The organism is Kitasatospora sp. NPDC059599, from assembly GCF_042735125.1.
In the GTDB taxonomy this organism is placed as follows: Bacteria; Actinomycetota; Actinomycetes; order Streptomycetales; family Streptomycetaceae; genus Kitasatospora.
Window position 1 is genome coordinate 10,470 of record NZ_JBHWCL010000108.1, and the last position, 21,750, is coordinate 32,219.

19 protein-coding genes are annotated in these 21,750 nt (G+C 74.9%); 9 read left to right on the top strand and 10 right to left on the bottom strand.

Annotated elements, in window-relative coordinates; all coding sequences use genetic code 11:
- Positions 1-164: 164 nt before the first annotated feature.
- Both ACFV04_RS30335 and ACFV04_RS30340 read left to right on the top strand, forming a co-directional pair.
- Positions 165-1,475: a sensor histidine kinase gene (locus ACFV04_RS30335; protein ID WP_380348409.1), complete on the top strand. Its 1,311-nt coding sequence runs from the start codon at positions 165-167 to the stop codon at positions 1,473-1,475.
- Positions 1,472-2,149 (top strand): response regulator transcription factor, encoded by a 678-nt coding sequence (locus tag ACFV04_RS30340; RefSeq protein WP_360267933.1) that lies wholly within the window; start codon positions 1,472-1,474, stop codon positions 2,147-2,149. Before ACFV04_RS30335 ends, ACFV04_RS30340 begins: the two co-directional genes overlap by 4 nt.
- A gap of 4 nt (positions 2,150-2,153) precedes the next feature.
- On the opposite strand, the gene ACFV04_RS30345 is transcribed toward ACFV04_RS30340, so the two are convergent.
- The 3 genes from ACFV04_RS30345 to ACFV04_RS30355 form a co-directional block, all read right to left on the bottom strand.
- Positions 2,154-2,876 (bottom strand): phosphatase PAP2 family protein, encoded by a 723-nt coding sequence (locus ACFV04_RS30345; protein ID WP_380348411.1) that lies wholly within the window; start codon positions 2,874-2,876, stop codon positions 2,154-2,156.
- A 198-nt stretch (positions 2,877-3,074) separates the two neighbouring features.
- Positions 3,075-4,502 carry a phytoene desaturase family protein gene (locus ACFV04_RS30350; protein WP_380348413.1) on the bottom strand — a complete coding sequence of 476 codons (1,428 nt, stop codon included), beginning with the start codon at positions 4,500-4,502 and terminating at the stop codon, positions 3,075-3,077.
- A 121-nt stretch (positions 4,503-4,623) separates the two neighbouring features.
- Entirely contained in the window at positions 4,624-5,748 is a 1,125-nt protein-coding gene (locus ACFV04_RS30355) for a PP2C family protein-serine/threonine phosphatase (protein WP_380348457.1), read from the bottom strand.
- 635 nt (positions 5,749-6,383) lie between these two features.
- Between ACFV04_RS30355 and ACFV04_RS30360 the strand changes: the two genes are divergently transcribed.
- Both ACFV04_RS30360 and ACFV04_RS30365 read left to right on the top strand, forming a co-directional pair.
- Positions 6,384-7,223 carry an aldolase gene (locus ACFV04_RS30360; RefSeq protein ID WP_380348415.1) on the top strand — a complete coding sequence of 280 codons (840 nt, stop codon included), beginning with the start codon at positions 6,384-6,386 and terminating at the stop codon, positions 7,221-7,223.
- A 1-nt stretch (position 7,224) separates the two neighbouring features.
- Entirely contained in the window at positions 7,225-8,121 is an 897-nt protein-coding gene (locus ACFV04_RS30365) for a dihydrodipicolinate synthase family protein (protein WP_380533862.1), read from the top strand.
- 62 nt (positions 8,122-8,183) lie between these two features.
- Here ACFV04_RS30365 and ACFV04_RS30370 read toward each other — a convergent pair whose 3' ends face one another.
- The 6 genes from ACFV04_RS30370 to ACFV04_RS30395 form a co-directional block, all read right to left on the bottom strand.
- Complete coding sequence (locus ACFV04_RS30370) at positions 8,184-8,759, bottom strand: XRE family transcriptional regulator (protein WP_360267915.1); 576 nt, start codon at positions 8,757-8,759, stop codon at positions 8,184-8,186.
- 124 nt (positions 8,760-8,883) lie between these two features.
- Positions 8,884-9,600 (bottom strand): hypothetical protein, encoded by a 717-nt coding sequence (locus tag ACFV04_RS30375; protein ID WP_380533864.1) that lies wholly within the window; start codon positions 9,598-9,600, stop codon positions 8,884-8,886.
- Between the two features lie 159 nt (positions 9,601-9,759).
- A complete protein-coding gene (locus tag ACFV04_RS30380; protein WP_380533866.1) occupies positions 9,760-10,461 on the bottom strand; it encodes a hypothetical protein in 702 nt (233 codons plus the stop codon).
- Positions 10,462-10,598: 137 nt separating this feature from the next.
- Positions 10,599-11,297 (bottom strand): hypothetical protein, encoded by a 699-nt coding sequence (locus ACFV04_RS30385; protein WP_380533868.1) that lies wholly within the window; start codon positions 11,295-11,297, stop codon positions 10,599-10,601.
- Positions 11,298-11,465: 168 nt separating this feature from the next.
- Entirely contained in the window at positions 11,466-12,146 is a 681-nt protein-coding gene (locus ACFV04_RS30390) for a hypothetical protein (protein ID WP_380533870.1), read from the bottom strand.
- A gap of 191 nt (positions 12,147-12,337) precedes the next feature.
- Positions 12,338-12,805 (bottom strand): MarR family winged helix-turn-helix transcriptional regulator, encoded by a 468-nt coding sequence (locus ACFV04_RS30395; protein ID WP_380348427.1) that lies wholly within the window; start codon positions 12,803-12,805, stop codon positions 12,338-12,340.
- On the opposite strand from ACFV04_RS30395, the gene ACFV04_RS30400 reads away from it, so the two are divergent.
- The 4 genes from ACFV04_RS30400 to ACFV04_RS30415 all read left to right on the top strand — a co-directional run bounded on the left by ACFV04_RS30400 (position 12,804) and on the right by ACFV04_RS30415 (position 19,221).
- Positions 12,804-13,613 (top strand): SAM-dependent methyltransferase, encoded by an 810-nt coding sequence (locus ACFV04_RS30400; RefSeq protein ID WP_380533872.1) that lies wholly within the window; start codon positions 12,804-12,806, stop codon positions 13,611-13,613. The two genes, ACFV04_RS30395 and ACFV04_RS30400, sit on opposite strands and share 2 nt — an antisense overlap.
- A 273-nt stretch (positions 13,614-13,886) precedes the next feature.
- Entirely contained in the window at positions 13,887-14,729 is an 843-nt protein-coding gene (locus ACFV04_RS30405) for an FAD binding domain-containing protein (RefSeq protein WP_380533874.1), read from the top strand.
- Positions 14,726-17,482 (top strand): molybdopterin-dependent oxidoreductase, encoded by a 2,757-nt coding sequence (locus ACFV04_RS30410; RefSeq protein WP_380533876.1) that lies wholly within the window; start codon positions 14,726-14,728, stop codon positions 17,480-17,482. The genes ACFV04_RS30405 and ACFV04_RS30410 overlap by 4 nt, the downstream gene beginning before the upstream one ends.
- A gap of 155 nt (positions 17,483-17,637) precedes the next feature.
- A complete protein-coding gene (locus ACFV04_RS30415; protein ID WP_380533878.1) occupies positions 17,638-19,221 on the top strand; it encodes a PucR family transcriptional regulator in 1,584 nt (527 codons plus the stop codon).
- A 394-nt stretch (positions 19,222-19,615) separates the two neighbouring features.
- Here ACFV04_RS30415 and ACFV04_RS30420 read toward each other — a convergent pair whose 3' ends face one another.
- Positions 19,616-20,290, bottom strand: a complete 675-nt coding sequence (locus tag ACFV04_RS30420; protein ID WP_380533880.1) for a LuxR C-terminal-related transcriptional regulator — start codon at positions 20,288-20,290, stop codon at positions 19,616-19,618.
- 168 nt (positions 20,291-20,458) lie between these two features.
- Here ACFV04_RS30420 and ACFV04_RS30425 point away from each other — a divergent pair.
- Positions 20,459-21,750: cytochrome P450 (locus ACFV04_RS30425; RefSeq protein ID WP_380533882.1), on the top strand; the 1,292-nt coding region annotated here is incomplete at its 3' end.

Sequence of the window (21,750 nt, forward strand, 5' to 3'; positions counted from 1 at the left end):
CTCTTTCGCCTTTGTGTGGTGTTTGTTTTGATGTTTTTTTATCCCGCCCTCCCCCCCCGCGCGGGGGGCGGGGCCTCCCCCCCCGCCCCCCCCCCACTCCACGTTCGTGAAGCGCACAGACCGATGAGCGTGAAGCGCACACACCGATGAGGGAGGTGCCACCGGTGAGCGAGTACGCCACCTCCACGGGCCCGTCCACCGGGGCCGAGGTCCTGTCCGGTCCGCTGTTCGCCCGTCTGGCCCGGATCGGCCAGCGGGTGCGGCAGGCGGACCGTGACCACCCCTGGGTGCTGGACGCCGCCGTGGTCGCGGCCGTCGTCCTGCTGTTCTGCCTGCCCGACCTCCTCCACGGGCACGGCGACGACGGGCCGCGCGAGCACCGGATCGTCCTGACCCGGCTGCCGCTGCCCGGGACGCTGGCGCTGCAGGCGGGCCTGGTCGTCCCGCTGCTGTGGCGCCGCCGCCGGCCCGCGGCGGCGTTCGTCGCGATCATGGCGGTGTTCGTCCTGCAGTGGTCGATGAACGTCGGCCTGCGCGCCGACGTCGCCCTGCTGGTGGCGCTCTACAGCCTGGCCCTGCACGGCAGGCTGCGGCACCTGGCCTGGTCGTGCGCGGCCATGGTCGGCGCCGTCGCGGTGGTCGCCGCGGCCGTGTCGGACGGCGGCCTGCCCGTCGGCGACGCGCTGTTCTTCCTGTTCAGCGCCGCGACGGCGGCCGTGGCGCTCGGCATCGCGGTCCGCATCCGCCGCGCCCAGCTCGCCGGACTGCGCGAACGCGCGGCCCGCCTGGAGATCGAGCGCGACCAGCGCAGCCGGCTCGCCACGGCCACCGAGCGCACCCGGGTGGCCCGCGAGATGCACGACATCATCGGCCACAACCTGTCCGTCATCGTCACCCTCGCCGACGGCGGGGCGTACGCGGCCCAGGCCGCCCCCGAACGCGGCCGGGAAGCCCTGCTGCTGATCGGCGACACCAGCCGCCAGGCCCTCGGCGAACTGCGCCGCATGCTCGGCGTGCTGCGCGACCAGGGCGACGAGACCGCCGAGTTCACGCCGCAGCCGGGCATCGCCGACCTCGACGGGCTGTGCGCCCGCATCCGCGCCGCCGGACCGCAGGTGGTGTACACGGCCGGCGGCGACCTCGACCGCCTCGACCGCGGCATGCAGCTGATGGCCTACCGCATCGTCCAGGAATCGCTCACCAACACCCTCAAGCACGCCGGCCCCGACACCCGGGCCCACGTCACCCTGACCGCCGGCGCCGACCGGCTGCGGGTCCGCGTCCAGGACAACGGCCCGCCCCCCGGCACCGGCACACCCGCGCACCCGGGCGGCGAGGGCCACGGCCTCGCCGGCATCCGCGAACGCGCGGCCCTGTACGGCGGCTCGGTCACGGCGGGCCCCGGTCCCGGTGCAGGATGGACCGTGGAGGCCGTGCTCGACCTCACCCCCGACCCGACAGGCGGCCCGACGTGACCACCGTCCTCATCGTGGACGACCAGCCGCTCCAGCGCTACGGCTTCCGGATGCTGCTGGAGAGCCAGCCCGACACCGAGGTCGTCGGCGAGGCCGCCCACGGCACCGAGGCCGTCCGGCTCACCGCCGACCTGCGGCCCGACGTCGTCCTGATGGACATCCGGATGCCCGGGATGGACGGCATCGAGGCGACCCGCCGGATCGTCGCCGGCGGCGGCCGCTCCCGCATCCTCGTGCTGACCACCTTCGACCTCGACGAGTACGCCCACGCCGCGCTGCGCGCCGGCGCCAGCGGCTTCCTGCTGAAGGACGCCCGCCCCGAGGAACTGCTCTCCGGGATCCGCTCCGTCGCCGAGGGCGACGCCGTCGTCGCCCCGGCCATCACCCGGCGCCTCCTCGACGCCTACGCCCACCGGCTCCCGGTCCGCCCGGCGGGCGTGGCGCCCGCCGCCGACCCCCGGCTCGAAGCGCTCACCGACCGCGAACGGGAGATCCTGGTCGCCATCGCCCAGGGCTGGACCAACGGCGAGATCGCCCAGCGCCTGGTGCTGGCGGAGTCGACCGTCAAGACGCACGTCAGCCGGGTGCTGGGCAAGATCGGCGCCCGGGACCGCGTCCAGGCGGTGATCTTCGCCTACGACCGCGGACTGACCCGCCCGCAGCCCCCGGTCTGAGCGCTCACCGACCGCCGGGCTCCGGCGCGGCCGCCGGTGGCGCGGCCACGGGTGGCGCGGCGCGTTGGAGCGGGCGCAGCACCACGGCGCCGACCGCGAGCCACCAGAGGGCGAGGAGCCAGCCGCCGAGGACGTCCAGCGGCCAGTGCACCCCGAGGTACACGCGGCTGAGGCCGATCGCGACGGTGAACAGGACCGCGCCCGCGGTCGCCTCCCGGGCCGCCGCCGGGTGGGCCCGGGCCACGGCCAGCGCGAGCAGTCCGGCGCTGACCGCGGAGGTGAAGGAGTGCCCGGAGGGAAAGGAGAACCCGGACGCGTCCGTCGCCCAGTCCGTCTGTGGCGGCCGGGGCCGGGCGCAGGCGTGCATCACGCCCAGCCGCACCAGCTGGCCCGCGATCAGCCACAGCACCGGGGCGGTCAGCTGCAGGGCGGCGCGGCGCCGGCCCCGTGGCACGGCGGCGGCCCTGAAGGTGACGGCCCCGGCGATGAGCACGAGGAGGTAGGGCACCGGGCCCGAGCCGAGCCGGGTGAGCGCGACGGCCGCGCTCCGGGCGGGATACGGCCGGTGGGCGACGCTCCAGTCGACGGCGGCCCGCTCGAAGGGGAACGGCGCCCAGCCACGGGTGGCGAGCAGCACGGTCAGCGCCGTGAACAGCGACGCCGCGAGGGCCGCGACGAGCGGCCACGGGCCGCCGGGCGGGCGGGCGTTCCCGGCGGAGCGGTCCATCGGCACGGCGCCTTTCGTCGGGGGACGGGGGCGGCCGGGCCTCCGGCCGGGGCAGCCGACCGGAGGGACGGGCCCGGACCCATGCTTGCCGCACGCACCGCCGGGCGCGGCGCAGCCACGCCATGACCGTTCGGTGTCGTGGCCGCCGCGAGCACCGGGTGGCCGTTCGGCGGACCGGCCGTTCGGTGCAGCGACCGTTCAGCGCAGCAGTGCGATCCCCAGGTGCCGGAGGGCCGACCGCGCCGCGTGCACCCCGCACAGGCCGTGGACGCCGGCGCCGGGCGGGGTGGCGGCGGAGCAGAGGTAGACGCCGGGGATGCCGGTGGCGTACGGGTCGAGGGCGGGGCGCGGACGCAGGACGGTCTGCAGGGGGGTGTTGGCGCCGGTGCCGATGTCGCCGCCGACGAGGTTGGGGTTGTGGCGCGGCAGCCGGTGGGTGGGGACGGTGGTCGTGGCCAGGACCCGGTCCCGGAAACCGGGGGCGAAGCGTTCGAGCTGGGTGAGCACGGCCCCGGAGGCGTCCCCGGCGTAGCCGTGCGGCACGTGGGCGTAGGCGTACACGGGGTGGACGTCGCCGTGTGAGCGGCCCGGGTCGGCGAGGTACTGCTGGGCCACCAGCACGAAGGGGCGTGCGGGCATCCGGCCGCGGGCGGTCTCCCGTTCGGCGTGGGCGACCTCCTCCAGGGTGCCGCCGAGGTGGACGGTCCCGGCCCGGCGGCAGTCCGGGTGCTGCCACGGGACGCCGTCCGCCACCGCGAAGTCCATCCGGAAGGCGGCCGGCCCGTAGCGCCAGCGCCGGTACGCGCGCCGTACCCGCGGGGGCAGTCGGTCACCGCAGAGGTCGGCCGCCGCGCCGGGGGCGACGTCCAGCAGGACGAGTGCGCCCGGTGGCAGGCCGGCCAGCGAGCGCACCGGGTGCCCGGTCTCGACGCGCCCGCCGAGTTCGGCGAGCCGCGCCGCGAGGGCCGCGGTGATCCGGCCGGAGCCGCCGCGGGCGACCGGCCAGCCGCGGTGGTGCGCGGCGGCGAGCAGCAGCAGGCCGACGGCGGAGGTCAGCGGCCGGTGGAGCGGCTGGAAGGCGTGCGCGGCGGCCCCGGCGAACAGGGCCCTGGCCCGTTCGGTGCGCCAGCGCCGGGCGAGCCGGGTGGCGGGCCGGACGGCCAGGCGGCCGAAGTCGGCGAGCAGCAGTGGGTGCCGCGGCGCCCGCAGGAGCGGGCGCAGCACGTCCCCGGCCAGGTCGTCGAAGCGGCCGCTCGGCCGGGCGAACACCCGCAGCCAGGCGTCGGCGTCGGGCCCCAGGGCGCGTGCGCTGTCGCGGAGCGGGCGCCCGGCGGCGGCCCCGTCCCCGCCGTCCAGCGGGTGGGCCAGGTCGACGTCGGGCCAGAGCCATTCCAGGCCGTGCCGGGCGAGGTCGGGGGAGCGCAGCAGGGGGGAGGCCACGCCGAAGGGGTGCACCGCCGAGCAGTGGTCGTGCAGCAGGCCGGGCAGGGTGGTCTCGCCGCTGCGGGCGCCGCCGCCGATCTCCTCGGCGGCTTCCAGCACGGTGACCGCCAGCCCGTGCTCGGCGAGCGTGACGGCGGCGGCCAAGCCGTTGGGCCCGGAGCCGACGACGACGGCATCGGTCATGTGCTGCCTCCCAGGGGTGTCGGAGCAGGGGGATCCGGGCCGGGGCGGTCCGCGCGGGAGCAGCCGCGCCCGGGCGGCCCGGATCGTTCCGGACCGGGCGGGACCGGGCTCGCCGCGGGGCTCAACGCGGTGCGTCCCTGGCGGGCCGCCGGACGGCGAGCAGCGCGGTGTCGTCCGTCAGCCGGCCGCCGGTGTGCCGGACGACGGCGTCGGCGACGTCGTCCACCAGCCGTTGCGGGTCGGCCGCCGCGGGCGTGCCGGCCAGCCGGTCCAGGTGCGTGCGCAGGGCGAAGAAGGCGCCCTGCCGGTCGCGGGCCTCGGTCACCCCGTCGGAGACGATCAGCACGGTCTCGTCCGGGCCGAGGCGCACCCGCCGGACGGGCGGGAGGCCACCCGCCAGGTGGGCGAGGCCGATCGGTGCGCCGTTGCCGGGCGGCAGCTGCCGCACTCCGGCCGGGCCCACGACGTGGGGGCTGTCGTGGCCGAAGTTGATCACCTCGACCTCGTCCGGCGCGTCCTCGGGGAAGGCGATGACGACGGCGGTGGTGAACCGTTCGTCCTGCGCGCCCAGCCGGACGGACAGCACGTTCTGCCGGTGCAGCCGCTCCTCCAGCCAGGACGCGACGGTGGCCAGGTCCTCCTCGTGGTACGCCGCCTCCCGGAAGCAGCCGACCAGGGCCGCCGCGGTGGAGACGGCCGGCAGCCCCTTCCCCTGGACGTCGCCGAGGACGACCCGCGCGCCGTACGGGGTGGCCAGGACGTCGTAGAAGTCGCCGCCGACCCGGGCCTCGACGTCCGCCGACAGGTAGCGTGCCGCGGAGTCGACGCCGCCCCAGCCCGGCGGCACCGGGCGCAGCACCACCTGCCGGGTGGTCTCGGCGGTGCCCTGCAGGTGGCGGACGTAGACGGCGGCCCGGGCACGGTAGATGCTGAGCGGCACCGCGAGGGCGGCCCCGGCGATCACCAGGAGGAAGTCCTCGATCCCCTGGGACTTGCCCCAGATGGTGTCCACCGCGGGGCAGGCGGCGATCGCCAGCGCGGCGAACACCGAGGAGATCAGCGGACCGCAGAGGCCGGCGGCGATCACCGGCACCAGGACCAGCCAGCTGACGGACGCGAAGGCGGGCGGCGTCGCGGCGTCCACACCGACCACCGCGGCGAGCAGCGCCGCGGGCACCAGCCAGGAGCGGTGGCCGTACCGGACCAGCAGTGGCAGGTGCGACCGCTGCGTCTCCAGGGAAACCACCCGCAACCGTTCCTCCTCGGCCCGACGTTCCCCGGGGCCTCGCGCGGGCCGTGGCGGTGATGGACGCCGGCCCTGGTCTCCACCCCCGCGCCGGGCGCGAAGCCGTGGGGCGGAGCCGTCGCGCCCCACGTTAGGGGACCGGTCCGGCACCGGAGGAGCCGTACCGGCGCCGCGCCCCCGTCGTCGCACGATCGGACCAGTCGCCTCCGCTCCCGGGCCGTCACCTGCGCGGATCCGCGGCCGACCGCTCCCCGCCCGGGGGTCAGGGCGGCAACTGTGCTGAAGTGCGGGGGATTTGGTGTCGTCGACGGGGTGTCCTGGCGATCCGGACCGCTGCGTCAACTCCACTGCAGGAAAGTGATTCTGACGAACCGTCGGATCATGTCCCGGCCGATCCGGAGCGGCTCGCCCGCGACGTCGTCGCCACCATCGCCACCCTCGCCGAGCTCGGCGACCCGGCCGAGGGCTCCGCGCTGCTGCGCGGCCGCCTCGCCGTCCTGTCGTTGTGCCGGGACCGGTGCCGACGGTCGACGAAGGACACGTTGTGTCCTATGGTGAACATCGTGTCCTCGCGAGGCGCGCCGTCGGGCGCCTGGCGGGGCCGGCACCCCCGGGAAGTGAAGGAGAACCACGGCATGGCCGACACGTTCGAGGCGGGCAAGTCCGAACTGGTGGAACTCGCCCACCGCCGGATGCGGTCCGCGATCCCCGACAGCGGCTGGACGGTGCGTCAGAAGCTCGCCCTGACCTGCCGCATCCTGTTCGACGCCGGACACGACTCCGGTCTGGCCGGGCAGATCACCGCCCGCGCCGAACGCCCCGGCACCTACTACACCCAGCGTCTGGGACTCGGCTTCGACGAGATCACCGAATCCAACCTGCTGCTGGTGGACGAGAACCTCGACGTCCTGGAGGGCGACGGGATGGCCAACCCGGCCAACCGCTTCCACAGCTGGGTCTACCGGGCCCGACCGGACGTCAACTGCATCATCCACACCCACCCGCTGCACATCTCCGCGCTGTCGATGCTGGAGACCCCGCTGGTCGTCTCGCACATGGACACCTGCCCGCTGTACGACGACTGCGCGTTCCTGGAGAACTGGCCCGGCATCCCGGTCGGCAACGAGGAGGGCGAGACCATCGCCGCCGCCCTCGGCGACAAGCGCGCGCTCCTGCTGGCGCACCACGGCCAGCTGGTCGCCACCGGGACGGTCGAGGAGGCCTGCACCCTGGCCCTGCTCTTCGAACGGGCCGCCCGGCTCCAGCTGTTGGCGAGCGCCGCCGGGAAGATCCGGGAGATCCCCGGACTGCTCGCGCAGGAGGCGCACGACTGGATCTCCACCCCCAAGCGCGGCCAGGCGAACTTCGCCTACTACGCCCGCCGGGCCCTGCGGGCGGGGCACGGCGACGCCGTGGACCGCGCGCCCGGCCTCCAGGGCCCGACCACCCCCGCCCCTGCCCGGAAGGACTCCTGAGATGCCCGCGACCGCCCTCGAAGGGATCATCGCCTACCCGGTGACCCCGTTCTCCCGCACCGACGGCAGCCCCGACCTCGGGCGGCTCGCCGAGCTGATCGACCGGTTGATCGCCTCCGGGTGCCACGCGATCGCCCCGCTCGGGTCCACCGGGGAGAGCGCCTACCTCGACGACCGGGAGTGGTTCGACGTCACCGAGGCCGCGGTCTCCGCCGTGGCCGGCCGGGTGCCCGCCGTCGTCGGCATCGCCGACCTCACCACCCGCAGCGCCGTCCGCCGGGCCCGGTACGCCGAACACGTCGGCGCGGACGTGGTGATGGTGCTGCCGCTGTCCTACTGGAAGCTGGACGAGCGGGAGATCACCCGGCACTACGAGGAGGTCGCCGGCGCGATCGGCATCCCGCTGATGGTCTACAACAACCCGGCCACCGCCGGGGTGGACCTCCCGCCGGAGCTGCTGCACCGACTGGTCGATCGGGTCGAGAACATCACCATGGTCAAGGAGAGCAGCGGCAACATCCAGCGGATGCACCGGCTCGCCCAACTCTCCGACGGCGCACTGCCGTTCTACAACGGCTCCAACCCGCTGGCGCTGGAGGCCTTCGCGGCGGGCGCGGCCGGCTGGTGCACGGCGGCGCCCTGCGTGGTCCCGGAGCTCACCCTGGAGCTGTACCGGGCGGTGCGTTCCGGCGACCTGGACGCGGCCCGCCAGGTGTTCTACCGGCAGCTGCCGGTGCTGCAGTTCCTGCTCGGCGGCGGCCTGCCGACCACCGTCAAGGCGGGCCTGGCCCTGCGCGGCCTGGACGTCGGGGAGCCCCGGCACCCGCTGCTGCCGCTGGACGAGGAGCGGACGAAGCAACTGGCCGGACTGCTCGCCGAGGCGGGCGCGGACCGCTGAGCGCGTGCCCCCCGTGACCCGGTGGGCCCGCGACGCTATGGGCCCTGCGGTCCCGTCGTGCGTCAGGGCAGGGTGGGGACCCGTTCCGAGGGGCCGGCCGGGTCGTCGTGGATGACCACGAGGATCTCGGCCGGCTCCGCGCCGGTGCTCCGGCAGCGGTGCGGCAGCGCCGAGTTGAAGTACACGCTGTCCCCGGGGCCGAGCCGCACCGTCCGCTCGGGGAACTCCAGCTCCGCCGTGCCCGCATGGACGAACAGGAACTCCTCGCCCGCGTGGGACTTGTAGGCCGATCCGGTCGCGTCGGTCGGCGGGTACATCACGAACGGCACCATCCGCTTGCCGCTGAGGCCGGTCGCGATGCCCTCGTAGTGCGGGGTGCCGGGGCCGGCCCCGTCGGCGATCGGGGTGCGTTCGCCGGCCCGGACGACGGTGACGAGTTCGGGCTCCACCTCGTCCGAGAACAGCCGGCCGACATCGACGTTGAGGGCGTGGGCGAGCTTGAGCGCGGTCGAGATCGACGGGTCGCTGAGGCCGCGCTCGACCTTGGAGAGGTAGCTCTTGGTGACGCCCACCTGTTCGGCGAGCGCCTCCAGGCTGAGCCGGTTCTGCTTCCGCAGCACCCGCAGTCTGCCGCTCATGCGTCACCCCTCACCCGCGGAATCGTCCGGTCCAGTATCCCACCGCTGATCCGCGGGCCGTCGGCGCGGTCGGTCCGGTGCCGGGTCCGCCGCACCGTCCGGTACCTGCGGCGACTCGGGCCCCTCAGTCGGCGGCGGCCGCGGTGTACACCGTGGCCACGGCGGTCATCGCCAGCCAGCCGAGGGCGGGAACGCCCACGGCGATGACGAAGGGCACGGGGCCGGACAGCAGGGCGGAGGCGCCGAAGAACGCGAACACGGCGGTCCAGATCGAAGCCGTGGCCGAGGCGACGGCGGAGGCCGCCACGGCGTTCCGGCGCGGCCGGGCCAGGCCGCAGGCGGTCAGGGCGGATCCCAGGCCGGCCGGCAGGGCCACCCCGAGGAAGGCCAGCCAGGGCCGGCTCCGGTTCTCGGCGCTGTGCCCGTGGTAGGAGACCTCGGCCACCCGGCCCCGCCAGAGCGCCAGTTGCACGTCCGTGCCGACCGCCACGTCGTGGTAGAACGCCTCGCCGACGGAGTACGTGGCGGTGGCCGCGGACTCCCGGGACACCGTCAGCTCCCAGATGGTGGAGTCGTTGCTCTCGCGGGCGTTCTTGGACCGCACCTTCCCGCTCTCGTGGCGCAGGCAGTCCGCGCCGGGTGCGGCGGCCGCCGTGCCGCAGGTCGGCGCGGTGAGGTGGGCGTTCACCTCCCGGTCGGTGTCCACGTACCACCGGAAGCAGAGGGCGGTGACGGCCAGGCCCAGCGCCACGAGCAGGCCGTGGGCCAGCCACCGGCCGACCGGCCCGGTGGCCCACCCGGTTCCGCCGTACCGCCCCTCGTCCTCGATCCGCTTCTTCATCGCACCCCCGTCGATCGTGTTCCCGGCGCACCTCCCCGGTGCCCCGTGCCCCCGGGATGATTCCAGCACGGGCGGCCGACGGTCGAGCAACCCCGCTCGGCCGTACCGAAGTTGTGGAAGCCCGGCCCGGGGCGGACCGGCCCCGGCCGCGGGAAGGGGTCAGATCTCGTGCGCGATCGAGGTGCCGATGACGATCACGAACAGCCAGCCGAGGACGGGGACGCCCAGGGTGATGATCATGGGCCACTGGGCGGCGAAGAGCATGACGCTGCCGAGGAAGGCGGAGACGGCGATCACGAAGCCGGCCGCCGGCGCCACCGCCGCCGCCCCCAGGCGGGGCCAGGCCAGCCCGTGGACGAGCACGGCCGACGCCGCGCCGATCAGGCCGGCGAGCTTGAGGGCGGCGAGGGCGGGGATGTCGCGCGTCGGGGCGCGGTGCCCGTGCCAGGAGACCTCGACCACGCGGCCGTTCCAGATCGTGAGGTCCACGGTCGTGCCGACGCGGGCGTCGTCGTAGAAGGCCTTGCCGACGGAGAAGGAGCCGTCGGGCGCCGTCTCCCGGGCGACGCTCAGGTGGTAGGAGACGGAGTCGTCGCTGGTGGAGGTGGACCGCGCGGTCACCCTCCCGGTCTCGCGGAGCACGCAGGGCGCGCCCGGTGCGGCGGCGGCCGTGCCGCACTGCGGTGCGGAGCGGTAGGCGTCCACCGCGTGGAAGGTGTCCAGGAACCAGCCGAACCCGGCGACGACGGTGGACAGGCCCGCCACCACGAGCAGGATCCGAGCCAGGACGCGGGCGACGACCTTTCCGGAGACCCGGGGCCGGCGGCCGGGCGGTTTCGCGTCCTCGATCCGCGCGTTCATCGCAACCCCCTCGATCGCGGTCCGGGCACCTCCCCGATGCCCACCGGGGATGATTCCAGGGATCCGGTCCGTGCCGGGAGTGATCAGGCCCACTTGTGACGCAGCTGTGCACCTCGGGCCGGTGGGCGCCCGGTGCGTCAGCCGTTGCGGGCGGCGGCCGTGCTCCCGGCGGTCAGGGCCAGCCAGGCGAGGGCGGGGACGGCCAGGGTGACGGCGAGCGGCAGTTGCGTCGACACGAGGACGAGGCTGCCGAAGAACGACAGGAAGGTGATGAAGGCGGCGATGCCGACGGGCGTCGCCTCCGTGGCGGGACGCGCGCGGGTCAGGCCGTAGGCGGTGAGGGCCGATCCCAGGCCGACCAGGAGGGCGATCTCGGTGGAGGCCAGCCAGGGCGTGCTCGGGTTCCGGGCGCGGTGCCCCCGGTAGGAGACCTCGGCGACCCGGCCCCGGAAGACCGTGACGTCCACGTCCGTGCCGACCTCCACGTCGTCGTAGAAGGCCTTGCCGACGGGGTACTCGTGTTCGCCCGCCGTTTCCCGGGCCACGGTCAGCCAGTGGCCGGGGGCGTCGTTGCTGTTGTCGACGCGACCCGCCGTCACCTTGCCGGTCTCGTGCCGCAGGCAGTCCGCGCCCGGTGCCGCCGCTGCCGTTCCGCACGTCGGGGCGTGCCGGGGGGCGCCCACCCCGTCGTACGCGTCGACGTACCGGGTGAAGCCGAGGACGGTGACGGCCAGCCCCGTGAGGAGGAGCAGGCCCCGCGCCAGCCCGTGGAGGACCGGCGCGCCGACCCGCCGGAGTCGACCGACCGGTTTCGCGTCCTCGATCCGCGCGTTCATCGCAACCCCCTCGATCGCGGCCCGGGCACCTCCCCGGTGCCCAGCAGGAATGATTCCAGGGAGGTGGCCGCCGGTGGGAGCAACTCGGCTTTCTTGTCACCCAGTTGTGGAACTCCGGCCGGGGCTGGGGCCGGAGCCGGAGCCTGGGCCTCGGGCGGGCACCGGGCGTCAGTCGTCCGTGACGGCGATCAGCGTGGTGATGGCGGTCGCGCCCAGCCAGCCGAGGAGGGGGACACCGAGGGAGACGACGAACGGCCCCTGCGACGACAGGACGGCGAAGCCGCCGAGGGCGGACAGGAAGGCGACCCAGCCGGCGCCGGCGAGGATGACGCGCCGGGCGTTCCGGCGCGGCCCGGACGCGCCGCGGACGGTCAGGGCCGAGCCTGCGGCGACCAGGAGCGCGACCTTGACGCTGGTCTGCCAGGGCCGGATCGGGTTCGCCGCGCGGTGCCCCCGGTAGGAGACCTCGGCGACCCGGCCCCGGAAGACCGTCAGGTCCACGTCCGTGCCGATCTCCACGGCCTCGTAGAAGGCCTTGCCGACCTCGTACCTGTCGGTGGGCGCGGACTCGCGCGCGATCCGCAGTTCGCGGGCGTCCTCGTCGAGGGCCCTCGCCGCCGTCACCCTGCCGGTCTCGTGCCGCACGCAGTCCGTGCCCGGTGCGGCGGCCGCCGTGGCGCACACCGGGGCGTGCCGGTAGGCGACCGTCCGGTCGTAGGTGTCGACGAACCAGGCGAAGCCGAGGGCGGTGACGGCCAGCCCCGCCAGGACGAGTACTCCCCGCGCGAGCACGCGGACACCCGCTCCGGTGTCCGGCCGGGATCCGCCGGGTGCCCCCGGGTCCCTCATCCACGTCTCCATCGCAACCCCCACGATCGCGTCCCCGGGCAGCTCCCCGAGGCCCCGCGGGGATGATCCCAGGACGCGGGCGGGCGGGGGAGGGGCCCGGCCCGCTTGTGACGCGCTTGTGGAAGTTCTGCCGGGCGGGCCGGCGGACCGGCGGGCCGGCGGGCCGGTGCGGCGACGGGCCGGTCCGCCGGTCAGGGCAGCAGGAGGACGGCGAGTTCGTCGAGCAGTTCGGTGACCCGGCGGGCCTGTTCCGGGTCCGGGACGGCCTTCGCGATGACCGGCTCCGCGGGCCGGGCGACGTGGGTGCGCACGGCGGTGCGGGCGCGCTCGGAGACGGTCAGCAGGGTGCGCCGTCCGTCGGCCGGGTCGGCGGCGGCGTCGAGCAGGCCGGCCTCGCGCAGCCGGGCGACGGAGCCGGAGACGTGGCTCTGGGCGAAGCCGGTGCGGACCCGGATCTCCTGGACGGAGGTGGCGGGGTGGCGGTACACGTCGGCGATCACGGCGATCTCCGCGGCGGTGAGGTGCGCGGACGCCGGGTCGGTGATCATCGCGCGGCCGAGTTCGGTCAAGCGCTTGCCGAGTCTGAGGAGTTGCACGCCGTCCATGGCGGCAGAATACATCTTCACCGATGCATCGGTAGCGATGTAGATTGCGGACATGACGACCACCGAACCGCTCAGCCCGGTGTCCCGCACCGCCCTGTCCGTCGCCCTGGTCCGGGCCTACGAGAGCTCCCGCCCCGACCCGCTCTTCGTCGACCCGTACGCCGCCGCCTTCGTCACGGCCGCAGAGGTCCCGCTGCCCGCCACCGGCCCGGCCGGCGGCTTCGCCAAGGCCCTGGCCGCACAGGGCGTCCTGCGTACCCGCTTCTACGACGACCGCCTCCTCGCCGCCGGGGCCGACCAGGTCGTGCTGCTCGCGGCGGGCCTCGACACCCGCGCCTACCGGCTGGACTGGCCCGCCGGCACCCGGGTGTTCGAGCTCGACCTGGGCCCGGTCCTGGACTTCAAGGAGCAGGTCCTCGACGGACTCGGCGCCGTGCCGAGGAGCGGCCGCACCACCCTGCCCGCCGACCTGCTGGACCGGGACTGGCCCGCCCGCCTGGTCGCGGCCGGCTTCGACCCGTCGCGCCGCTCGGCCTGGCTGGCCGAGGGCCTGCTGGTCTACCTCACGCCCGAGGAGGCCGCCGGACTGCTCACGGCCGTCGCCGCTCTGGCCGCCCCCGGCAGCCGGCTGCTGCTGGAGAAGGGCCGGGACGTCGGCACCACCCCGCACGACCCGGCGGTCGCCCACATCACCGACCTGTGGCGCGGCGGGCTCGGCCCCGACACCCACGAGTGGCTCGACCGGCACGGCTGGAGCACCGGGATCACCCTCCTGGAGCGCCTGGCGGAGACGTACGGCCGGCCGCTGTCGCGCTCCTCCGTCGCGGGGTTCATCGAGGCCGTCCGGCAGCCGGAGGACTGAGCACTCCCGTCGGGCCCGCCCGTCGCTCCCCGTTCCCTGCCCGCCACTCCGGCCCCACCCGCCGGCCCAACCCGCCGGTTCCCGCCCGCCGGTCCCCGACCGCCGCGGGGCCGGGGCCGGCGGTCCCGGCCGGCGCGGCGTCATGTCCATGCGCTGGTCGATCACCCAGTCCGGCCGCCCCGGGATGGTGCGGGCGACCACTCGTTCCGCCCGGTGGCGCGTTGCTTCAATCGCCGTGTCGGTCAATCGAGCAGTCGAGGACGGTGGCGGAACGTGGACCTGAACACGGTGGTGGAACTGCGCGACGCGCGGCAGCGCGGGACCTGGCGCCCGGGGGACGCGTGGCTCGGCGGCGGGACGTACCTCTTCTCCGAGCCGCAGCCGCACATCCGCCGGCTGATCGACCTGAGCCGGATGGGCTGGGAGCCGGTGCGGCTGACGCCCGCCGGCGACCTGGAGATCGCGGCGACCTGCACGATCGCCCAGCTGTCGCGCTTCGCCCTGACCCTGGACCGGCCCGCCGCCCCGCTCGTCGAACAGTGCTGCCGCGCCTTTCTCGCTTCCTGGAAGGTGTGGCACATGGCCACCGTCGGCGGCAACCTGTGCAACGGGCTGCCGGCCGGGCCGATGATCTCGCTGACCGCCGCGCTGGACGGGGTCTGCACCCTGCTCTCCCAGGACGGCGCCGTGCGCGAGCTGCCGGTGGAGGACTTCGTCGTCGGCGCCGGGGTGAAGGACCTGCGCCCGGGTGAACTGCTCCGCTCGGTCGTCCTGCCCGCCCGGGCGCTGGAGCGGCGGACCGCCTTCCGACAGGCCTCCCTCCACGGGCTCGGCCGTTCGGCCGCGCTGCTCATCGGCACGCTCGACCCGTTCGACGGCGAGCGGGTGCTGACCGTGACCGCCTCGACGGTGCGCCCGGTCCGGCTGCGCTTCCCGTTGCCGCCCAACGCGGCGGCGGTGCGCGAGGCGATCGGGTTCGGGATCGAGCCGCAGGAGTACTACGACGACATCCACGGGCATCCGGCCTGGCGGCGGCACATGACCTTCCGCCTGGCGGAGGAGATCCGCGGCGAACTCGCCGGTGCGCGCCACGAGAACGGGGAGGACGGCCGATGAGCTTCTCGGTCCGGGTCAACGGCGAGGACTTCGACGCGGAGCCGCGCGCCGGCCAGTGCCTGCGCACCTACCTGCGCGAGCGCGGCTGGTTCGGGGTGAAGAAGGGCTGCGACGCGGGCGACTGCGGCGCCTGCACCGTGCAGGTCGACGGCGAGCCGGTGCACAGCTGCCTCTACCCGGCGCTGCGCGCGGAGGGCCGCGCCGTCACCACCGTGGAGGGCCTGGCGAAGGACGGCGAGCTCCACCCGGTGCAGCAGCGGTTCCTGGACGCCCAGGGCTTCCAGTGCGGGTTCTGCACGGCCGGCATGCTGATGACCACCTCCGCCGCCGGCTTCGGCGAGGACGAACGCGCGGACCTGCCGCGGGCGTTGAAGGGCAACCTGTGCCGCTGCACCGGCTACCGGGCGATCGAGGACGCGATCCGGGGCGTCAAGCACACCGAGTCGCCCTGCGCCGGGCAGGCCGTGGGCCGCAGCCTCGGCGCCCCGGCCGGTCCCCAGGTGGTCACCGGCACCGCCCGCTACACCTTCGACCTCGCGGTCGAGGGCCTGCTGCACATGAAGCTGCTGCGGTCCCCGCACCCGCACGCCCGGATCGTCTCGATCGACACCTCGGCGGCCCTGCGGGTGCCCGGCGTGGTCGCCGTGTTCACCCACGAGGACGCGCCCGACCGGCTCTACTCCTCGGCCCGGCACGAGCACCCCACCGAGGACCCGGACGACACCCGCGTGCTGGACGACGTGGTGCGCTTCGTCGGCCAGCGGGTCGCCGCGGTGGTGGCGGAGAGCGAGGGCGCGGCCGAGGAGGGCTGCCGGAGGATCGTCGTCGGGTACGAGCAACTCCCGTACGTCATCGACCCGGAGGAAGCGATGGCGCCGGGCGCCCCGGTGATCCATCCGAAGGGCCCGGAGTCCCGGATCGCCCGGGCCGGGAACAACGTCTGCGGCGAGGCACACGGTGAACTCGGCGACGTCGAACGGGGATTCGCCGAGGCGGACGTGGTCTACGAGGAGACCTTCCGGACCCAGCGGGTGCAGCACGCCAGCCTGGAGACCCACGGCTGCGTCGTGTACTTCGAGGAGTCCGAGAAGACCGGGGAGGAGCGGATCGTGGTCCGGTCCTCCACCCAGGTGCCCTTCCTCACCCGCCGGGCGCTGTGCGACCTGTACGACCTGCCGATGGGGCAGGTCCGGGTGGTGGCCGGCCGGGTCGGCGGCGGCTTCGGCGGCAAGCAGGAGATGCTCACCGAGGACATCGCGGTGCTCGCGGCGATGCGGCTGCACCGGCCGGTGAAGCTGGAGTTCACCCGCGCCGAGCAGTTCCACGGCGCCACCACCCGGCACCCGTTCACGATCACCGTCAAGCTGGGCGCCAAGCGCGACGGCACCCTGACCGCCGTCCGGTTCAGGGTGGTCGCCAACACCGGCGCGTACGGCAACCACGGCCCGGCCGTGATGTTCCACAGCGTCGGCGAGTCGATGGGCGTCTACCGCGCGCCGCACAAGAAGGTCGACGCGTACTCCGTCTACACCAACGCCGTGCCGGCCGGGGCCTTCCGCGGCTACGGCCTCGGCCAGGTCACCTTCGCCCTGGAGTCGGCGATGGACGAGCTGGCCCGGCGGCTGGACGTCGACCCGCTGGTGCTGCGCGAGCGGAACGTCATCGGCCCGGGCGAGCACATGGCGGGCCCGCTCGGCGAGGAGGAGGACCTGCACATCGCCAGCTACGGCCTCGACCAGTGCCTCGGCGTCGTCCGGACCGCCCTCGCGAACGACACCAGCGCCGAACTCGCCCCCGAGGGCTGGCTGGTGGGCCAGGGCTTCGCGATGGCGGCGATCGCCTGCGGCCCGCCCGGCGGCCACATCGCCGACGCCACGGTGAAGCTCCTGGAGGACGGCACGTACGACCTCGCCGTGGGCACCGCGGAGTTCGGCAACGGCACCACCACCGTGCACAAGCAGATCACCGCCGGGGCTCTCGGCACCACCGTGGACCGGATCGCGATCCGGCAGTCCGACACCGACGTCGTCCGGCACGACACCGGAGCCTTCGGCTCGGCCGGCACCGTCGTCGCGGGCAAGGCCGTGATGCGGGCCGCCGACGCGCTCGCCGAACGGCTCCTCACCTTCACCGCGGAGTACGCCCGCACCCCGCGCAGCCTGCTGCGCCTCACCGCGGACGCGGTGGAGTGCGACGGGCGCACGGTCCCGCTGAAGGAGGTCTTCGAGGCCGCCCGCGGCAGGGGCGTCGAACTGAGCGCGGACGGCCACTTCGGCGGCTCGCCGCGCTCGGTCGCCTTCAACTCCCAGTGGTTCCGGATCGCGGTGGACCCGGACACCGGCGAGATCCGGATCCTGCGCAGCGTCCACGGCGCCGACGCCGGCAAGGTGATGAACCCGCTGCAGTGCCGCGGCCAGGTCGAGGGCGGCGTCGCCCAGGCCCTGGGCGCCACGCTGTTCGAACAGGTCCTGGTCGACGGCCGGGGCGAAGTCACCACGGCCGCGTTCCGCCGCTACCGGCTGCCCGCGTTCGCGGACGTGCCGCGCACCGAGGTGCACTTCTCGGAGACCTCGGACGCGATCGGGCCGCTGGGCGCCAAGTCGATGTCGGAGAGCCCGTTCAACCCGGTGCCGCCCGCCTTCGCCAACGCCCTGCGGGACGCCACCGGCATCCGCTTCACCGAGGCGCCGTTCCTGCGGGACAAGGTCTGGCGGGCCCTCGACCGGCACCGCCGGAGGCCCGCGACGCCGTGACCGGGCGGCGGTCCACTGTCGGGAGCACCGGACCGGGGCCCGGCCGGCGGCCCCGCCGTCAGGCGATCCCACAAGAGGGGAACCGCACCTTCCTCCTTGTGTCTACGATGCCTGACACGCGTCAGCCATCGCATGTGCGAGGCCACCGTTCGCGCATGGCGCACAAGGAGCACAACATGATCGTCGGAGACCTCCTGGAGCTGGACGACCTCCACATCGAGGTCGCCTGGGCGAGCCCCCACCTGCTCGACCGCGAGGTGACCGGCGTGACCTCCACCGACCTGCAGGACCCGGCACGCTACCTGCAGCGCGGCGAACTGGTCCTCTCCGGGCTGGTCTGGTGGCGGCCGGACGAGGGCCAGGCGGCGATGCGCTTCGCCAACTCCCTGCGCACCGCCGAGGTCGCGGCGCTCCTCGCCGGCGAGGGCACCCACGGCACCGTCCCGCCGGAGCTGGTCGAGGCCTGCCGCCGGCACGGCGTCCCCCTGCTGTCGGTGCCGGCCGGCACCAGCTTCCGCTCCGTCACCGACCGCGTCTACCTGCGGCTGTGGGGCGACCTCCAGGCGCACGCCGAAGGGCAGGCGGCCCTCCCGGCCGCCGCCCGGCGGGCCCTGACCCAGCTGCTGCGCGCGCAGGCCTCCCTGGACGACCTCCTGGAGCGGGCCGTGGCCGACCTCGGACTGCCGGAGTGCTCCCTGACCACGGGCTCCGGCCGGGTACTGGCCTCCTCGGAGTCCGCGCCGGCATCCGGATCCGGGTCCGCCCCGGTGCCCGCCCCCGCGTTCGCCCCGGCGCCGTTCCCGGTGCGCACCGCGGCGCCCGCCTTCCCGGTCGGCCCGCCCGGCGACTCGCCCTTCGACGGCTGGCTGCTACGGCCGCACGGCCAACCGGGCCCCACCGCCACCGCCATGCTGCACGGCCTCGCCGAACTGCTCACCCCGCTCGCCACCCGCGACCGGGCGACCGCCACCGCCCAGCGGCAGACCGGCACCCGGCTGGTCGAACTGCTCGACTCCGGCGCCGACGCCGAAGCGGAGGCCGAACGCGCACTCGCCCTCTCCGGCCTGCCCCCGCAGCGGCAGCTGACCGCGGTCGCCGCCCGGATCGACGGCGTCCCCGCGACCTGGACGGCCGCGGCCCTCGCCGAGGCCCTCCACGACCTGCCGACGGGCCGCCGCGAGGCGCCCGTCCCCTTCGTCGCCGCCCCCGACGGCCACGGCGGCGCGGCGGCCCTCTCCCCGGCCCCGGAGGACCTGGTCGCGCAGACCCTGCAGCGCGCCCTCCCGCGCCTGGAAGCCGGACTGCCCGGCGGGCGGCGGCTGCGCGTGGGCATCGGCTGCACCGTCGAACCGGCCGCCGACGCGCTCCGGGCCGCACTCGTCCGGGCCCGCTTCGCGATCGACGTCGAACCGCCCGGGGCCGTCGGCCGCTGCTCGCGGATCACCACCCTCGCAACGCTGCTCCGGGGCGTCCCCGCCGAGATCACCACGGAGTTCCGCCGCCGGGTCCTCGCGCCGCTGATCGAGCACGACCGGGCCAACACCGTCTCCCTGCTGGACACCCTGGACGCCTTCCTCCGGCACAGCGCCTCCTGGTCCAGGACGGCCGAGGCGCTGCACCTGCACGTCAACACGGTGCACTACCGGATCAAACGGATCGAGGAACTCACCGGCCGCAGCCTGCTGAAGCTGGAGGACCGGCTCGACCTGTGGGCGGCGCTGCGCTGCGCGCCCGCCTGAAGCGACCGCGACGGGGCCGGGCGGCACGGGGGCGAAGAAGTCTCCCTCCGGTGGCTCCGGGCGGCCCGCGACCTCGCCGTACGCCTCCGGCCGGTGCCCGGCGAGGACGTGCGCACGGTCGTAGCGGATGCCCGGCAGGCCCGGGTTGAGGCGCAGCACCTCCAGCCGCGGGCCGTCGTTCCCGCCATCCGACGTCCACCACCGGGCCGGTCGGCGGCGGCGACGACGAGCGCGGTCTTCGGCCGGTGCTCGTCGGCCCGGTCCTGGCGCATGCCGCCCTTCTCTCGCTGGGCGCCCGCCGGGGGAGGCTGCCCACGGGTGCCGGGGCAGAAGCGTGCCGTCACCCGGCCATGTGGTCCGGATTCGCTTCGGTGTCAACATATTTGACGTACCATCAGTCTTTCGGGGGTGCCGGCGGCCAGCTGCCCGCGGCCAGGACGCCGGTGGCGTAGGCGCGGGCGACCAGGGCGGTGCGGTTGGGCACCCGCCAGCGCCGGGAGAGCCGGGCGAGGTGGTAGTTGACGCCGTCCGGGGTGATCCCGATCTCCCGGGCGATCTGCGCCGTGGTGGCGCCCCGGGCCGCGGCGGCGAGGATCCGGACCTCGACCGGGCTGACCTCGGTGCGCGGGCCGGGCTCCGGCACCTCCCGGAGGGCCTCGACGGTGCGCAGCGAGAGCAGCAGGTTCGGGGTCTGCTCCGGGGTGTCGCTGACCAGGTCGACGGTCATTTCGCCGTGCCGTTCGCGGCCGTCGACGGGCGTCCAGGAGACCCGGGCCGGGTACTGCGAGCGGCGGTGCATCCGGACCGCCTCGGCGAGCGCCTGCAGGGTGTCGCTGTCCCGCAGGGTGAAGAACTCCAGGATCTTCCGGTTGCGCAACTGACCCGGCAGCAGCCCGAACTCGGCCGCCATCGCGCGGTTGACGATCAGGGTCCGGCCGCCGAACTCGACCACCGCGATCGGCAACGGCACGTGGTCCAGCAGACGCAGTGCCCGGTTGCGCCAGATCACCGCCGCGTCCTGCCGGCTCCCCGGCGCCGGGCCGCAGCCCTCGGTCGGTCGCACGTCCATTCGTCCCTCCCCGTGGCATCCGCACGCGTGAGGCAGTGCTGACGGTTCGTCGGCAAGTCCGCGGATGTCCCGGGTACTACACAATCATGTAGTGATCACGGTGGGCTCGCCCTCCCGGTGGCCGCAGAGTGGGGGGAGCCGAACTTTTCCGCTGCGGGAGGGACCACCATGACCGACACCGTCACCGACCCGAAGGCCGATGCCGGGACCGGGGGAGCGGCCGCGACCGTGCCCCTGATCGACATCTCCTCGGCGCCGCCGCTCGCCGCCCCGATGCTGCGGACCATGGAACTGGCCAGAGCGCACGGCCCGGCCTTCGTCCAGCGGCTGCACGGCCGGGACACGCTGATCGTCACCGGCCTGGAGCTGGTCGAGGAGCTGGCCGACGAGACCCGGTTCACCAAGTCGATCGGCCCCGGCCTGGAGAACGTCCGTCGGTTCACCGGCGACGGCCTGTTCACCGCCTACAACGAGGAGCCCAACTGGGCCCGGGCGCACGACATCCTGATGCCCGCGTTCGCGCTCGGCTCGATGCGCACCTACCACCCGGTGATGCTGAAGGTCGCCCGCCGGCTGGTGGACTCCTGGGACCGCCGTGAGCGCGCCGGGCTGCCGGTGGACGTGCCCGGCGACATGACCCGGATGACCCTGGACACCATCGGGCTGGCCGGGTTCGGCTTCGACTTCGGCTCCTTCGAGCGGGACGAGCCGCACCCGTTCGTGGACGCCATGGTGCGCTGCCTGGAATGGGCGATGACCAAGTTCACCCGCGACCCGGACCTCGACCACACCGAGCGCGACGCCGCCTTCCAGGCCGACGCCGACTACCTGGCCGCCGTGGTCGACGAGGTGATCGCCGCCCGCGCGGGCGAGGACGACCGGGGCCCGGCCGAGGACCTGCTCGGTCTGATGCTCGGCGCGGTGCGCCCCTCCGACGGCTCCCGGCTGGACGCCGAGAACATCCGCAACCAGGTGATCACCTTCCTGATCGCCGGCCACGAGACCACCTCGGGCGCGCTGTCCTTCGCGCTGTACTACCTGGTCAAGAACCCGGCCGTACTGCGCGAGGTGCAGCGGGAGGTGGACGCGCTCTGGGGCGACCAGGCCGACCCGGAGCCCTCGTACGAGGACGTCGGGCGGCTGAAGTACACCCGGCAGGTGCTCAACGAGGCGCTGCGGCTGTGGCCCACCGCCCCCGCCTTCAGCCGCGAGGCCCGCGAGGACACCCTCCTCGGCGGGCGGATCCCGCTGCGCGCCGGGGAGACGGTCTTCGTGTCGACCCCGATGCTGCACCGCGACGCCTGCTGGGGCGACAACCCGGAGCTGTTCGACCCGGCCCGGTTCGACGCCGTACCGGAGGAGGCACGCTCCCCGCACGCCTTCAAGCCCTTCGGCACCGGCGAACGCGCCTGCATCGGGCGGCAGTTCGCGCTGCACGAGGCCGCCATGCTGCTCGGCAT